General features: G+C 69.0%; 15 protein-coding genes. 8 read left to right on the top strand and 7 right to left on the bottom strand.

The window, feature by feature from the left end:
• Positions 1-75 precede the first annotated feature (75 nt).
• Both OHA68_RS14540 and OHA68_RS14545 read left to right on the top strand, forming a co-directional pair.
• The gene (locus OHA68_RS14540; protein WP_327108102.1) at positions 76-1485 is read left to right on the top strand and encodes an aldehyde dehydrogenase family protein; all 1410 of its coding nucleotides are present in this window, start codon (positions 76-78) and stop codon (positions 1483-1485) included.
• 143 nt (positions 1486-1628) lie between these two features.
• The gene (locus OHA68_RS14545; RefSeq protein WP_327108103.1) at positions 1629-2534 is read left to right on the top strand and encodes an RNA polymerase sigma-70 factor; all 906 of its coding nucleotides are present in this window, start codon (positions 1629-1631) and stop codon (positions 2532-2534) included.
• Here the strand turns inward: OHA68_RS14545 and OHA68_RS14550 are convergent.
• Positions 2497-3672: a low temperature requirement protein A gene (locus OHA68_RS14550; protein WP_327109507.1), complete on the bottom strand. Its 1176-nt coding sequence runs from the start codon at positions 3670-3672 to the stop codon at positions 2497-2499. The two genes, OHA68_RS14545 and OHA68_RS14550, sit on opposite strands and share 38 nt — an antisense overlap.
• Before the next feature lie 257 nt (positions 3673-3929).
• Here OHA68_RS14550 and OHA68_RS14555 point away from each other — a divergent pair, with 257 nt between their 5' ends.
• The 3 genes from OHA68_RS14555 (at position 3930) to OHA68_RS14565 (ending at position 5543) form a co-directional block, all read left to right on the top strand.
• Positions 3930-4634 carry a DUF4097 family beta strand repeat-containing protein gene (locus OHA68_RS14555; RefSeq protein WP_327108104.1) on the top strand — a complete coding sequence of 235 codons (705 nt, stop codon included), beginning with the start codon at positions 3930-3932 and terminating at the stop codon, positions 4632-4634.
• A 103-nt stretch (positions 4635-4737) separates the two neighbouring features.
• Positions 4738-5211 carry a hypothetical protein gene (locus OHA68_RS14560; RefSeq protein WP_327108105.1) on the top strand — a complete coding sequence of 158 codons (474 nt, stop codon included), beginning with the start codon at positions 4738-4740 and terminating at the stop codon, positions 5209-5211.
• Positions 5211-5543, top strand: a complete 333-nt coding sequence (locus tag OHA68_RS14565; RefSeq protein ID WP_327108106.1) for a winged helix-turn-helix domain-containing protein — start codon at positions 5211-5213, stop codon at positions 5541-5543. The genes OHA68_RS14560 and OHA68_RS14565 overlap by 1 nt, the downstream gene beginning before the upstream one ends.
• A gap of 34 nt (positions 5544-5577) precedes the next feature.
• Here the strand turns inward: OHA68_RS14565 and OHA68_RS14570 are convergent, their stop codons facing one another.
• The gene (locus OHA68_RS14570) at positions 5578-6753 is read right to left on the bottom strand and encodes a cytochrome P450 (protein WP_327108107.1); all 1176 of its coding nucleotides are present in this window, start codon (positions 6751-6753) and stop codon (positions 5578-5580) included.
• 127 nt (positions 6754-6880) lie between these two features.
• Here OHA68_RS14570 and OHA68_RS14575 point away from each other — a divergent pair, with 127 nt between their 5' ends.
• A complete protein-coding gene (locus OHA68_RS14575) occupies positions 6881-7525 on the top strand; it encodes a TetR/AcrR family transcriptional regulator (protein WP_327108108.1) in 645 nt (214 codons plus the stop codon).
• Positions 7526-7593: 68 nt separating this feature from the next.
• On the opposite strand, the gene OHA68_RS14580 is transcribed toward OHA68_RS14575, so the two are convergent.
• The gene (locus OHA68_RS14580) at positions 7594-8457 is read right to left on the bottom strand and encodes a LysR family transcriptional regulator (protein ID WP_327108109.1); all 864 of its coding nucleotides are present in this window, start codon (positions 8455-8457) and stop codon (positions 7594-7596) included.
• A gap of 91 nt (positions 8458-8548) precedes the next feature.
• Here OHA68_RS14580 and OHA68_RS14585 point away from each other — a divergent pair, with 91 nt between their 5' ends.
• Complete coding sequence (locus OHA68_RS14585) at positions 8549-9283, top strand: SDR family oxidoreductase (protein WP_327108110.1); 735 nt, start codon at positions 8549-8551, stop codon at positions 9281-9283.
• A 23-nt stretch (positions 9284-9306) separates the two neighbouring features.
• Here OHA68_RS14585 and OHA68_RS14590 read toward each other — a convergent pair whose 3' ends face one another.
• Together OHA68_RS14590 and OHA68_RS14595 are read right to left on the bottom strand one after the other, a co-directional pair.
• Positions 9307-10323, bottom strand: coding sequence for a radical SAM protein (locus OHA68_RS14590; protein WP_327108111.1), 1017 nt, complete (start codon positions 10321-10323; stop codon positions 9307-9309).
• A complete protein-coding gene (locus OHA68_RS14595) occupies positions 10320-10529 on the bottom strand; it encodes a hypothetical protein (protein ID WP_327108112.1) in 210 nt (69 codons plus the stop codon). Before OHA68_RS14595 ends, OHA68_RS14590 begins: the two co-directional genes overlap by 4 nt.
• 229 nt (positions 10530-10758) lie before the next feature.
• Here OHA68_RS14595 and OHA68_RS14600 point away from each other — a divergent pair, with 229 nt between their 5' ends.
• A complete protein-coding gene (locus tag OHA68_RS14600) occupies positions 10759-12201 on the top strand; it encodes a multicopper oxidase family protein (RefSeq protein WP_327108113.1) in 1443 nt (480 codons plus the stop codon).
• Positions 12202-12358: 157 nt separating this feature from the next.
• Here the strand turns inward: OHA68_RS14600 and OHA68_RS14605 are convergent, their stop codons facing one another.
• Together OHA68_RS14605 and OHA68_RS14610 are read right to left on the bottom strand one after the other, a co-directional pair.
• On the bottom strand, positions 12359-12961 hold the full coding sequence (locus OHA68_RS14605; protein ID WP_327108114.1) for a hypothetical protein: 603 nt from the start codon (positions 12959-12961) through the stop codon (positions 12359-12361).
• 60 nt (positions 12962-13021) lie between these two features.
• Complete coding sequence (locus OHA68_RS14610; RefSeq protein ID WP_327108115.1) at positions 13022-13963, bottom strand: hypothetical protein; 942 nt, start codon at positions 13961-13963, stop codon at positions 13022-13024.
• Between the last annotated feature and the right edge of the window lie 42 nt (positions 13964-14005).

A 14005-nucleotide genomic window follows, 5' to 3' on the forward strand; every position in this document is an offset into this window, starting at 1 on the left:
GGGGATCGGACCCCGCCTGATTCCCCGGATCGGGAGAACATTCCTCCGGCTTCGCCCGGCTGCCACGGTTCTCGCATGAACACAGCAACGCACTGGATCGGCGGCCGGCACGTCGCCGGAACCGCTCTCCTGATCGATGTGGTGAACCCGGCGACCGGCGAGGTCATCGCCCAGGTGCCGGCCGGCACCACCGTCGACGTCGACCACGCCGTCGCCGCGGCGAACGCGGCCTTCGCCGGCTGGGCCGCCACCGACCCCGCCGAACGCGCGCAGGTCGTCGGCCGTATCGCGGACGGGCTGCGCGGCCGGACCGAGGAGATCGCCGCCACGATCACCAGCGAGATGGGCGCTCCCATCACTCTGTCCCGCACCGCGCAGGTGGCCTTCCCGGTCGCGGTGGCGGCGTCTTTCGCCGCGCTCGCCCCCGACTTCGCCTGGACCGAGCAGATCGGCAACTCGCTGGTGGTACGCGAGCCGATCGGCGTCATCGGCGCCATCACGCCATGGAACTTCCCACTTCAGCAGATCGTCTCGAAGCTGGCGCCCGCTCTGCTGGCGGGCAACACCATGGTGTTCAAGCCCTCCGAGATCGCGCCTCTGACGGCGGCGATCCTGGCCGAGGTCGCGGCCGAGGCGGGGCTGCCCCCTGGGGTGTTCAACGTCGTCCATGGCACGGGCCCGACCGTCGGCGCGGCCATCGCGGCTCATCCCGGCATCGACATGGTGTCCTTCACCGGCTCCACCCGCGCGGGCAGGCAGGTCTCCGCCGCGGCCGCGGAGACCGTCAAGCGCGTCACGCTGGAGCTCGGCGGCAAGTCCGCCAACATCATCCTTGACGACGCCGACTTTCCCGAGGCGGTCACGCGTGGCGTCGCCATGGTCCTCACCAACGGCGGCCAGGTCTGCGGCGCGTGGCCGAGGATGCTGGTGCCGGCCGCGCGGCAGGACGAGGCGATCGAACTGGCCGTTGCCGCCGCCGCTGCCTACACCGTCGGCGACCCGACGGACGAAACCGTCCACCTCGGCCCGATGGCCTCCGAGCAGCACCGGCAGCGTGTCAACGGCTACATCGAGCGAGGCCTCGCCGACGGCGCCCGGCTGGTCTTCGGCGGCCCCGGGAGGCCCGGCGGGCTGCCCGAAGGGGCCTACGTACGACCGACGATCTTCGCCGACGTCGCGCCGGACGCGGTGATCGCCCAGGAGGAGATCTTCGGCCCCGTCCTGACCATCACCCCGTACACCGGCGACGACCAGGCCGTGGAGATCGCCAACAGCACGATGTACGGGCTCACCGGCGCCGTGTTCGGCAGCCACGACCGCGCGATGGCGATCGCCCGCAGGCTGCGTACGGGTCAGGTGGACGTCAACGGTGCCCACTGGAACGTCCTGGCCCCGTTCGGCGGGTACAAGCAGTCGGGCAACGGCCGCGAGTTCGGCCGGCACGGCCTGGAAGAGTACCTCGAGACCAAGTCCATCCAGGGCTGACCCTCCCGCCGCCATGCCTGGCTTCGGCGGAAATCCTCCTGGACGGTACCTTGACACTGACCTGTCGTCGCTCCTCAAGCGGTAGGCAGGAACAGTCCAGGGTGGGCCACCGCCGGGACAGGGGGTTGACAGTGACGGATACGGTGACGAGCGATTCCGGCGGACCGGGAGATCTCGAAGAGGCCGCGGCGGTGTTCACCGGTGTGCGGCGGCGCCTGTTCGGCATCGCCTACCGGATGCTGGGCAGCGCGGCCGAAGCCGAGGATCTGGTGCAGGACGTCTGGCTGCGCTGGCAGGCCTACGACCGCGTCACTGTGGACAGCCCGACCGCGTTCCTGGTGACGGTGACCACGCGGCTGGCGATCAACGCCGCCCGGTCCGCCCGCGCGCGCCACGAGACGTACGTCGGGCCCTGGCTGCCCGAACCCGTCGACACCGGCGCGGACCCCTACCTCGGCGCGGAGCGCGGCGAGGCCCTGGAGTTCGCGGTGCTGCTGCTCCTGGAGCGGCTCTCGCCCACCGAACGGGCGGCGTACGTGCTGCGGGAGGCGTTCGACTACCCCTACCGGCAGATCGCCGACATCGTCCGGCTCAACGAGGCGGCCGTACGCCAGCAGGTCAGCAGGGCCCGCAAGCGGGTGCTCGCCGAGCGTCGCGCCCCCGTGACGGGAGCCGAACAGCGCAGGCTGCTGACGGCCTTCGTCGCCGCCGCCCGCTCCGGCGACCTGACCGCGCTGGAGGAGCTCTTCACCGCGGACGTGACCAGCTACTCCGACGGCGGCGGCGTCGTACGCGCCTCTCGCGTCCCCGTGGCGGGGGCGTCGCGGGTGGCGAAGTACGTCAGGGCGTTCGCCGGCCACTTCTGGGCCGGCGTCGAGGTGACGTGGGCGAGCACGAACGGCCAGACCGCCGCGGTGCTGAGCCGCGACGGACAGGTGTTCGCGGTTCTCACGGTCAACGCCTCGGAGCAGGGCATCGACCAGGTGCTGTGGATGATGAACCCGGCCAAACTCACCGCGGTCTCCCCTGGCCGTGGGCCGCGGTCATGATCGTGACGGCGAGCAGCAGGACGCAGCTCGCCGTGATCGCCGCGACCACGGCGGCCAGGCCGATCCGGGACGCCGCCAGAGGTACCGACAGAATGACGGCGACGCAGCCCAGCACCGCGGCGGGACGGATGACCGGCTCTGGGGCGATCAGCGCGTGACCCGCCCACAGCAGGGCGAGATACGCACCGGCCGGGATGGCGACGGCATAGCCGAGGGCCACCGGTGATGCCGCCACGGCGTGCCCGGTCTGCTCCACCGCCACTTCGAGCCCGGCGCCGAGGGCCGCCAGGGCCGCGAAGATGCCGTAGTGGCCGTACCCCCACAGGTAGGACCGATCACGGCGAGCATGGAGAGCTTCCCCCGCCTCGATGAGGAAGTAGAGCCACCAAAGAGCGAACAGCAGGACGAGAGAGCAGACGGCGATGACGACGAACGGACCGCCGATCCGGTCCGCTTCGAGCGCTCCTTCGACTCCCCGGCTCGCGGCCAGCACGCTCTCGCCGAGCACAATGATCGTGAACAGGCCGTAGCGCTCGGCGATGTGGTGCGGGTGCCAGTTGGTGGTCCGCACCCGCTCCGCCCACCGGGGCACCGCCAACTCCAGGACGACCAGGCAGAGGAAGAGCGGCAGGCCGAACGACGCGGGCAGGACGCCGGTGTCCACGAGGAAGTAGCGAAGAACCCATCCCAGCTGCGCGATGGTGATGCCGGCGGCGTAGCGCAGCGCGGTGCGGCGACCGGCCGGGTCTTCGCGACCGGCCCGCAGCCACTGGACGACGAGCCCGCTCCGCATGATGACGTAGCCCAGGGTGACGATCCCGTAGTCGGAGTGGTCGGCCGCGGCGGGCACCCCCGCGGCGAGGACCAGCACCCCGGCCATCTGCACCAAGGTCAGCAGCCGGTAGGCGACATCATCGGTGTCGTAGGACGAGGCGAACCAGGTGAAGTTCATCCACGCCCACCAGATCGCGAAGAACACCTGCAGGAACGGCACCAGCCCGGCCAGGCCATGACCATCGGCGATGCCGTGCGCGAACTGCGCGGTGATGGCCGCGACCGCGATCACGAAGGTGAGATCGAACAGTAGCTCAAGCTGACTCGCAGCACGGTGTGGCTCATCGATCGCACGAGCCACCATCGGGACCCGGATCCGCACGGTCTCGCCTCCTGTCGTTTCGCAGCATTCCTTCTGAACAGACAGGGCGACAGGCCGATCTGTGACAACGCCACGCCGGGGTCACGGCACCTGGCTGCGGGGGCGGACACCACCAGCAAGTGACATGCCAGCCGCAATGTCGCAGCCGGCCTGTGCTTCTAGGGTTATCCCCATGAGCTGTGAAGCTCTGCCGCAGGTGGCCAGGCGGTTCTGACGTGACCCTCCGGAAGTGAGCGCTGATGAAGATGAAGAGAACGGCGATGATCGCGGGTCTTCTCGGGCTCGCGGCGCTGGTGACCGGGTGCGGCGGCAGCGGGCCGGCCCAGGAGGACACGGTGTCGTACGACGTCACCGGCAAGGTGGCGGCGCTGCACGTCGAGACCGACTCCGGGTCCGTGGAGGTGGTCGAGTCCGACCGCCAGGGCATCCGCGTGACCGAGCGGCTGACCTGGCACAAGAGCAGACCGGAAACCAGCCACGAGGTACGGGGCGACACCCTGGAGTTGGCGTTCACCTGTCCCAACACCTGGGGGTGGGGCGCCATCGGCACGTCCTGCGACGTGAGCTACCAGGTCGAGGTGCCCAAGGGACTCCGCGTCCAGGCGACCTCCGACTCGGGAAACCTGACGCTGAAGGACCTGTCCGGCAACCTGGAAGTCACGTCCGACTCCGGAGCCATCGAGACGAGCGGGCTGACGGGCAAGCAGGTCGTCACGAAGACCGATTCGGGCGACATGACCCTGGCCTTCACCGGGCGGCCCGACAAGGTCACCACGTCCACGGATTCGGGCGAGACCGTGGTCCACCTGCCGCAGGGGCCGTACGACATCGTGACCGAGACGGACTCCGGGGCCAAGGACATCAAGGCCGTCGCCGACTCCTCGGCGGCGAGCTCGATCGACCTGTCCAGCGACTCCGGGGACCTGTCGGTCGTGACGCCCTGACGTGGGTGCCTGATCGTGCGGACGCGGACACCGACCACTTGCCTATGGGGAAAGTAGTTGCTACTTTCCTTATAGGAAAGTAGTCGACCCTCAGGGATGGCCCATGAATCCTCAGGACGCCCAAGCCTCGCTCGACAGCATCCGCCGCCTTCAGGACAGGACGCGCGAAGAGATCGCCCGCCAGGTGTTCCCACTGCCCTACGTGATCATTTCGAGCCTCGGGATCTTCGCCGGGTTCGCCGCGGCCGACCTCCCCCGCCCGTGGTTGACCGTCGGCACCCTGCTCGGATGGGGACTGTACGCGGGCATCGGAATCGGGTACGCGCACTGGGCCTCCGTCCGCCGGAAGCCCACTGGTCAGGAGGCGGGAATCTACGTGGCGTTGACGATCGTTCTCCTGCTGGTCTTCTTCGTGTCCCGGATCGGCGCCTTCGCCCTGTTCGGCGTGCCGGCGTACGGATTCCCGTCGCAGGCGGTCGTCGCCGCCGCCGTGACGGCGGTGGTGTACATCGCGATCGTGCCCCTGGTGCGCCGCGCCCTCAGGGCGGTCATCCAGCGGGATGGCAGGCGCGGCTGATGGATCCGCTCTTCGACGAGTTCCTGCACGTCCCCGCGAGGCTGTCCGTCGTCGCGCTGCTGGTCCCGGCCGACCAGGTCGACTTCCGCCTCATCAGGGACACGATCGGCACCAGCGACTCGGCGCTGTCCAAGCAGATCTCCGCCCTGGCCGCCGCCGGGTACGTCACCGTACGCAAAGACCAGGACAAGCGGGCGCGGCGTACGTACGTGCAGCTCACCCCCGCGGGGAGACAGGCCTTCCAGCGGCACGCGGCGGCGCTGGAACGGATCGTCGCGCTCGCCCGCACCCCGGCGGACCCGCCCACATCGGACGAACCCGCCGCGACCTGAGAACGGCCTCCCACCGCGGGTGTGCCGCGTCTTCCTACCAGGTGACCGGGAATTCGTGGATGCCGTAGATGTTCGCGTCGTTCTTGTACGGCAGCGTGTCGAGCGGCACGGCCGGGCGGAGGTCCGGGATCCTGCGGAACAGCGTGTCGAACACGATCTCCAGCTCCATCCGCGCGAGGTTCTGGCCCAGGCACTGGTGCGCCCCGAAACCGAACGCGAGGTGGTTGCGCGCGCCGCGTTCGATGTCCAGCTCGTCCGGCCGGTCGAACGCCTCGGGGTCCCGGTTCGCCATGTTGCCCAGCGTCACCACGGCCTCGCCGGCGTGGATCGTCACGCCGCCGAGCTCGACGTCGGCGAGCGCGACGCGGGAGGTCACGTATTCGGCGATGGTGAAGTAACGCAACAGCTCATCGACGGCAGCCGGTGTTCTCGCCGGGTCGTCCAGGATCTTGCGGATGTCCTCGGGCCGTTCGAGCAGGGCCATCGTGCCCAGCGAGATCATGTTCGCGGTGGTCTCGTGACCGGCGACGAGCAGCAGGAGCGCCAGGCTCTTCACCGCCTCGCGGTCATCCTGTTTGGCGAGCTGGCGACTGAGCAGGTCGTCGGCCGGCTCCTTCTCTCTGGCCGCGATCAGGTCGTCGAGGTATCCGAGCAGCTCGGCGAAGGCCCGCATGCGCTCTTCCTGCGGGATCGTCCGGCTCAGCAGCTGTGACGATCGGACCTGGAAGAAGTCGTGGTCGGCGTAGGGGACGCCGAGCAGCTCACAGATGACCAGGGACGGCACCGGCAGGGACAGCGCTTTGACCAGGTCCACGGGGCGCGGTCCGGCGAGCATCGCGTCGAGGTGCTCATCGACGATCTCCCGGACGCGCGGACGCAGCGCGGCCAGCCGCCTGACGGTGAACTCACCGACGACCGCACGACGTGCCGGGCCGTGCTCGGGCGGGTCCATGCCGACGATGGACGCCTTGAAATCCTTCGGAATCGGGCTCTGTCCGGCGAGGAGCCGCGGGAAGTTCGGATGTTGCCGGTTGGAGCTGAACCTCGGGTCGGTCAGCATCGCGCGGATGTCCTCAAGCCGCGTCATCGCCCACACGGTCATGCCGCTGGGCAGGGTCACGCGCGAGATCGGCGCCTCCTCCCGCAGTCGCCGGTGCTCCTCCGGGGGCGCGTAGGGGCAACTGCGCGTGATGGGCAGGTGTGTGGTCATGGCTCCATCCGATCTAGACGGCAGCGCATCCGGAAGAAAACCTTCCGGATGCGTTCACAGTACATAACCGGAGGTTTGTCGTCCACCTATGTCGACAGATACCTTCTGGTGAAGAAAGAGGAACAGGATGACGGCTGACCCAGAAATCCGGATGAGGGCCGACGCCCGGCGCAACCGGGACCAGATCATCGCCGCCGCTCGCGAGATGTTCGTCGCCAGAGGCGCCGACGCCCCGATGGAGGAGATCGCGCGTACCGCCGGAGTCGGCGTCGGCACGCTCTACCGGCGCTTTCCGGACCGGGAGTCGCTCATTCGGGCGGTCGCCAAGGAGAGCTTCGCCCAGGTGCTCCAGGACGCGCGTGCCGCCCGAGCCGAAGAGCCGACGGGGTGGGACGCGCTGAAACGGCTGATCGCCCGGTCGCACCAGCTCCAGGTGAGCTTTCTCCTCGCCTGGAACTCCACGTGGGTCCAGGGCATCCTGCAAGCCGACCCGGAGATCGGTGAGATCCGGAACAGGTTGATGGTCGAGATCTCCCATATGGTCACGACCGCGCAGGCGGAGGGGACGATGCGCACGGACATCGGCACCGGGGACATGGCGGTCCTGTTGCTGCTGATCCTGCGCCAGTCGCCGGTCGCCGAAGCGCTGGGCCCGTTCGCGGCCGAGCGCACCGTCGCCATCATGCTCGACGGCCTGCGGGCGACCGCGAACGGCGGGCTCCCCGGCCACCCGATCACCGTCGAGGCCCTCCAATGGCCGGGAAGGGCATGACCACCGTGCGGTCCGCCCACGTACTCACCCGTCGGACCGCTCGCCGCTGAGCGGCGCACCTCAGATCTTCACAGACGCGTGGCCGTACGGATCAGCCCGGCCAGGGCGAGGGAGCGGCTGTGCGCGGGCCAGACGATGTGGGTGACGATGGGGTGCGCGTCGGTCAGGGGGACGGCGGTGTGCTCGGCCCACAGCCAGGCGCGGGCGGATTCGGGGAAGACGGCCATGGTGCGTCCGAGGGCGATCAGCTGGGCCAGCTGCGTCTGGTCGCGGATCTCCGGGCCGGGGCCGGGCGGATACGTGCCGTTGCGGGGCCAGCGGGCGAGCGGAAGATCGGGGACGTCGCCGACGTCGGCCAGGGTCAACGTCCTGTGCGCGGCGAGGGGGTGCCCGGCGGGCAGGATCGCGATCTGCCCCTCCGTCATCAGCTCCTCGCTGTCGAACCCGGCGAGGGAGTTGTACGGCGTGTGCATGAGCGCCACGTCGGCGCGGCCGTCGCGCAGCATCGCCTCCTCCTCGCACGTGCCGCTCGGCACCACCTCGATCTCGGCGGCGTCGGGCTCGGCCGCGTAGGCGTCGAGGAGCTTCTGCAGAAACTCATGTGACGCGGCGGCCTTCACCGCCAGCACCAGGCGGTTGCGGGGGCCGCCCGGACTGTCGGCGCCACCGGCGCGACGGGTGCGGCGAACGGCGGCGGTGGTCGCGTCGAGAGCCGCGCGGCCCTCGTGCAGCAGCACCTCTCCGGCGCCGGTCAGAGCGACGCCGCGGCGGTTACGGTTCAGCAGGGAGACGCCGAGGCGCCGTTCGAGCTGCTGGATCGCCCGCGACAGCGGCGGCTGGGCCATGCCGAGGCGCTCGGCGGCCCGGCCGAAGTGTAGCTCTTCGGCGACGGCCATGAAGTACCTCAACTCGCGCATCTCCAAGGCATCCATGGCCACAGAATACGTGTGATACCTACCGGGTATGACAGGGCACCTTATCGGTGTTGGCCGCACCGCTCGTCCGCGAGGGACCATCGACGGCATGAGCGAAACGAAGATTGCGCTGGTCACCGGCGCGAACAAGGGCGTCGGGTACGAGATCGCGGCCGGGCTGGGCGCCCTCGGCCACCGCGTGGGCGTGGGAGCCCGCGACGAGGCCCGGCGCGCGTCCGCCGTGGAGAAGCTGCGCGCCGCCGGGGTGGACGCGTTCGGGGTGCCGTTGGACGTGACCGACGACCAGAGCGTCACCGAAGCCGCGGAACTGATCGAACGCCAGGCCGGGCGCCTGGACGTCCTGGTGAACAACGCCGGCATCTCCGGAGAGATGGGGCCGGGATGGGTGCAGGATCCGACCACGCTCGACCTCGACGTCGTCCGGAAGGTCATGGAGACCAACGTCATCGGTGTCATCCGGGTGACCAACGCGATGCTGCCGCTGCTGCGGCGCTCGGCGTCGCCGCGCATCGTCAACGCCTCCAGCACCGTCGGCTCGGTGACCTGGCAGGCGGACCCGAACGTCGACGTCGGCCCGATCATGGCAGCGTACGCGCCGACGAAGTCGTACCTCAACGCCGTCACCGTGCAGTACGCCAGACAGTTCGCCGGCACGAACATCCTGATCAACGCCGCCTGCCCGGGCTTGGTCGCGACCGATTTCACCGGCGGATACGGGCGCCCTCCCCAGGAGGCCGCGGCCACAGCGATCCGCCTCGCCACCCTGCCCGACGACGGCCCGACCGGCTCGTTCTTCAACGACGAGGGCGTCATCCCCTGGTGACCCCGCACGCCACCCGGTCTCTCCTACGCGCCAGGCCGTTCGCCCACCTGCAGCACCGGCAGACCCCGGCTGCCGAGCGCCCGGTAAGGGCAGCGGGTCGACTCCTGGTCACCCGTCTCCCAGCCCTGTAGCCACTGCCGGAACCGCGGCTGGTCGATGTCGAGAGTGCCGTCGGGACGCAGCCGCCCCACCGTGTTGCGCGGCTCCGACATGCCGACCGTGCACTTGCCCAGGCGCCCGTCCGCCCGGACCATCAGCGAGTTGGCGCGGGCGGCGTAACAGAACGTCACCGGTTCCGGCAGGCTCCCGCGAACGATCTCGCGAAGGGCGGCGAGCCGCTCGTCATCGCCGGCGAGCACGTCCATCGACGCATCGCCGGGCCCGCCGAGGCGAGCCACCCGCTTCAGGGCCACGACGAACCGCTGATCGGCGAGGAACACGTCCTTGACCCGGTGGAGGAACGCCGGCATCGACGGCAGATTGGCGGGCGTCACATGGATGCGCAGCAGCACCCGAACGTCCACGCTGCTGTCCCGGATGGACAGCAGATTCTCCCAGATGCGGTCGAACGTCCCTCTGCCGTCCGCGCGCAGCCGCGTGTGGTCGTGACAGTGCGCGGGCCCGTCCAGCGACACCTGGAACGTACGGATGCCCAGGTCGGACAGCCGTCCGGCCGCGCTGTGGTCCAGCAGCCATCCGTTGGTGGTCATGTCGCTGACGTACGTGAGCCGCCCTGCCGTCGAAACCGAGCTCGCGTGCGAGGCGATCTCCTCGACCACCGCGCGCGCCAGCATCGGCTCCCCGCCGAACCAGGAGATCTGCAGGTGCGCCAGATCGCCGCCGCGCCGATCGATGAGGCGCTTGACGCCCTGCACGACCTCGGGGCGCATCTTCCCGATGGCGAAATCCTCGTAGCAGTACGTACACCGGAAATTGCACTGCTCGGTCGGGAGCAGGATCAGGTGGAGCCGATCATTGCGGAACGACTCCACCATTTCCCTGTCGAACGAGGAGACGTCCGCTCGCGCGGAGACACTCATTTGAGGACGCCACAGCCTGCCACGAGATTCGGGCAGATGTTGTTGGTGACACCCCCGCCCCCGCCCGTATGGCCGGGGTTGGGCGTGTACCGCAGCATGGCCGTCATCATCTCCGCGGTCTGGGGATTGTCGATCGTGACCTTGCCCTCGTCGTCGACGCTCACGTCCCGCGCCCGGACGATCATGCAGGGCTCCTGCTCACCCATCGTTGGCTCCTCTGCCGAATGCTCGACCGGACCTCCATGACAGCCGCGAGATCGGCAGCGCGTGCGTCCGGTAAGTGACATGCGGCCTCTACCCGGGCCGATCACGAGCCATGACCAAGACGCTGTCAAGAAGGAACCGGCCGACTACGCAACGCATCGCTCAGCTAGCGTGGCGCGGCGCATTCCTGATGACTCTCGGTTACCTTGCGGGTGGATGAGGGGATTCGCAGTGAATGATTCGCGTGGGATCGTGTCCCGCAGGTTGTTCGTCAGCGGCATGTTCGCCGCTCTCAGCACCGCCCCCGCGGCCGTCGCCGGAGCGTCCGCGAGCCGGGCCGCCGTGGCGTCCAGGAGCGGGGTGCTGTGGGCCCGGCCCACCACCGTGTCCCTCGGCCGGCGCACCGTGTCCACCTGGGCGTACGACGACCTGCTGCCCGGCCCCACCATCCGGACCACCGTCGGCGACACCGTACGGGCCAGGCTCGTCAACGACCTGCCCGCGCCGACCACCGTGCACTGGCACGGCATCCGGATCGCGCCGGAGATGGACGGCTCTCCCGGCTTCTCGCAGCGGGCGACCCCGCCCGGCAAGACGTTCGACTACGTGTTCACCGTCCCCGACCCCGGCACGTACTTCTACCACTCGCACGTGGGCATGCAGAGCGACCGCGGCCTGTACGGCGCGCTCATCGTGGAGGACCCGCACGAGCCGCTCGGGTACGACCACGAGTTCACGGTCGTGCTCGACGACTGGCTGGACGGCGTCAACGGCACCCCCGACGACGCACTGCGCCGGGTGAACACCACCATGCACGACGAGAGCCTGACCAGCCCGGCCCTCGGCGGCACCTCCGGTCACGTGCGCTACCCGTACTACCTGGTCAACGGCCGCACCACGGACGATCCCATGACGTTCACCAGCCGTCCCGGCGCACGGGCCAGATTCCGGGTGATCAACGCGGCCGCCGACACCGCCTTCCGGGTCGCGCTCGGCGGGCACCGCATGACCGTCACGCACACCGACGGCTTCCCCTGCGAGCCCGTCACCGTGGACACGTTCCTGATCGGCATGGGCGAGCGCTACGACTTCGTCACGACGCTAGACGCGGGCGCGTTCCCGCTGATGGCGACGGCGGAGGGCAAGAGAGGCAGGGCGTTCGCGGTGGTGCGGACCACGCATGGCGCCCGTACGCCGTCGCCGGACGGCAAGGTGCCGGAGCTCCAGCGACAGATGCTGAAATATCAGGATCTGCAGGCGGAGCGCGCCGACCACCTCCCCCCTCCGTCCAGAACCGTCACCGTCACCCTCGGCCTGCGCATGCGCCACGGCGGCAACCAGTGGATGATGAACGGCCGCCTCGCCAACGACCCGATGCGCCTGCGGGTCGACCGGGGCGAGACGATCAGAATCGTCCTGCACAACGACACCCACATGTGGCATCCCATGCACCTGCACGGCCACACCTTCCAGGTAAGGACGAGCGACCGGGGCGGCCCGAGGAAGGACACGGTGAACGTCATGCCACGCAAACGCGTGAACATCGACGTGCACGCCGACAACCCCGGCGAGTGGATGTTCCACTGCCACACCCTCATCCACCAGGAGCAGGGCATGATGGGCATCCTCGGCTACGGCAAGCCCCCACAGCACAAACACGGGATGAGCCACTGAAGAGCCGATGGCGCAAACCGCATTAGCAGCTCGGGTCTCGCCCGTGTACGGTGCCGGATTGCAACTAGGAATGCAACGAATCCAGCTCTGGTCAGCGCGAGCAATTCCAACACTGGTACGGCTTTCCAGAACATGATCGCTTCAGTTCCAAGCCGGCTCAGAGGAGCCGCATCGGCTGGGCAAGGGGATTCCACTCGATGGCGATGAGCCTGCCATATTGCTTGGCCAGCCTGCGGCGTAGGTCTTGGTCGAAGGCGTTCGTCGAAAGGACGACCCGGTTGAGCTCTGGTCGGATTCCCATACCGAGAACATGGGGCTCGTAGATGGGCCCCCCTTCCATTTCCATCAGCGCTTCCAGCGCGGCCTGGCTGTTCTCCGCCGGCCGTACCTGAGGCATGACCGCATAAGGGGTGGTGACGCCCTCCGGCCAGTCCACTCCTGAGATCAGTGGTGAGGCCAGCTCGCGCCCCCGCGTGGTGACGTAGGGGGCGATCAGCCGGTACGGCTCATGCAGGATGTACGGCGGGGCGAGATCGTACGGGAAGGCCTTGGCCCGCCGCTCGGCGGCTTCCAGGGCGCGATGGAACGGCCGGATGCCCTCGTACGATCTGAGCAGCACCGGGGACACAGGTTGGTAGTAGACCTCGACCGCGTCCTCCGTAGCGGGCTGCACGATCACTTTCCACTCGCCGGGCAGGAACGCGGGCGCCGCCGTTACAGCGTAGACAGCGAACAGCGCGAAGATCGCCTTCAGTCGCATGCCCGATGAGTGTAGGACACCGCCCGCAACATGATCAGCCAGGTGCCGGAGGAAGCATGGCTACCTGAGCACCTGAATACGCCTGGACGCCCCGGGATAGACGGTGACGAGGAATGCCTGCCTGGCGTCTCCGTCGTCGGCCAGGGCCGCTTTCGCCCCCCGCATGTGCACGCGCACCCGGTATCGACCGGCGCCGTGGATCGCGAGATCGGGCAGTCCCTCCTCCATCTCACCCTCGTCGTCGGTGAACACCATTTCTCCACCGGTGCTCTGGTAGCCGACCTCGACGACCTTCTCCCAGCCTTCGACCTCCACCGGAGGGCGCTTGTCGTACGCCTCGACGGCGACGCAGACGTGCGTGTCCGTGTCGGCGGTGAGAATGGTGAGATCACCGGGTGTGGCGCCGACCACCTTGTTGGCGGACGCCTGGTCCGTAGAGGAAGGATGGACGGTGTCCGGTCCCTCCTCAAAGATATTGAGCATGCCCGACCCCGTCACCCATACTGTGGCCCTGGCCCGCAGCGAGGGGCGCGTCGGCGGCCGGCGGTCGAGAAGAGAGGCGCACCGCCGCTCGGCGGTCGCGATGACGTCGAGTTCCCGCTTCCGCTGCGTCTCCTCCTCAGCGAACCGGCGCCGGTTGAGCGCTGGACACAGGTATCCGAGCGCCGTGGTGTTCTCCTCCGTGTCGACCACGAAACCGCGGGTCTCCATGACGGTCTGCATCTCCCGCGAGTCGTTACGCAACGACACCTCGCACAGGTCCCGGCCGAGCTTGACCAGATGCGCGTCAGGTATGTGGGCGTAGCGGCCGTTGAAGGCCAGGCTCTGCCTGTTCACGCAGACGAACGCGGTCTCCCGCTCCCCGGGTGCGGGCTGCTTGTTCATGTACACCGTCATCCTCCACGGCGCGCACTCCTCCGACGCGGCCGATGTGACCTTCTCCGGCCCTTCGTCTCTGACGGCCGTGACGAGGAGGAGCGCCATGGCCGCGACCGCTGTCACCACACGGACGGCGCGGTACGCCCGGGGCGCGACTTCCGGGCG

This window comes from Nonomuraea glycinis (genome assembly GCF_035920485.1).
Classification (GTDB): Bacteria; Actinomycetota; Actinomycetes; order Streptosporangiales; family Streptosporangiaceae; genus Nonomuraea; species Nonomuraea glycinis.

Bases quoted from the DNA above. Each gene is read 5' to 3' on its own strand.
- OHA68_RS14540 (WP_327108102.1), top strand. From the start codon at position 76: ATGAACACAGCAACGCACTGGATCGGCGGCCGGCACGTCGCCGGAACC.
- OHA68_RS14550 (WP_327109507.1), bottom strand. From the start codon at position 3,672: ATGGTGGCTCGTGCGATCGATGAGCCACACCGTGCTGCGAGTCAGCTT.
- OHA68_RS14555 (WP_327108104.1), top strand. From the start codon at position 3,930: ATGAAGATGAAGAGAACGGCGATGATCGCGGGTCTTCTCGGGCTCGCG.
- OHA68_RS14560 (WP_327108105.1), top strand. From the start codon at position 4,738: ATGAATCCTCAGGACGCCCAAGCCTCGCTCGACAGCATCCGCCGCCTT.
- OHA68_RS14565 (WP_327108106.1), top strand. From the start codon at position 5,211: ATGGATCCGCTCTTCGACGAGTTCCTGCACGTCCCCGCGAGGCTGTCC.
- OHA68_RS14570 (WP_327108107.1), bottom strand. From the start codon at position 6,753: ATGACCACACACCTGCCCATCACGCGCAGTTGCCCCTACGCGCCCCCG.
- OHA68_RS14575 (WP_327108108.1), top strand. From the start codon at position 6,881: ATGACGGCTGACCCAGAAATCCGGATGAGGGCCGACGCCCGGCGCAAC.
- OHA68_RS14580 (WP_327108109.1), bottom strand. From the start codon at position 8,457: ATGGATGCCTTGGAGATGCGCGAGTTGAGGTACTTCATGGCCGTCGCC.
- OHA68_RS14585 (WP_327108110.1), top strand. From the start codon at position 8,549: ATGAGCGAAACGAAGATTGCGCTGGTCACCGGCGCGAACAAGGGCGTC.
- OHA68_RS14590 (WP_327108111.1), bottom strand. From the start codon at position 10,323: ATGAGTGTCTCCGCGCGAGCGGACGTCTCCTCGTTCGACAGGGAAATG.
- OHA68_RS14595 (WP_327108112.1), bottom strand. From the start codon at position 10,529: ATGGGTGAGCAGGAGCCCTGCATGATCGTCCGGGCGCGGGACGTGAGC.
- OHA68_RS14605 (WP_327108114.1), bottom strand. From the start codon at position 12,961: ATGCGACTGAAGGCGATCTTCGCGCTGTTCGCTGTCTACGCTGTAACG.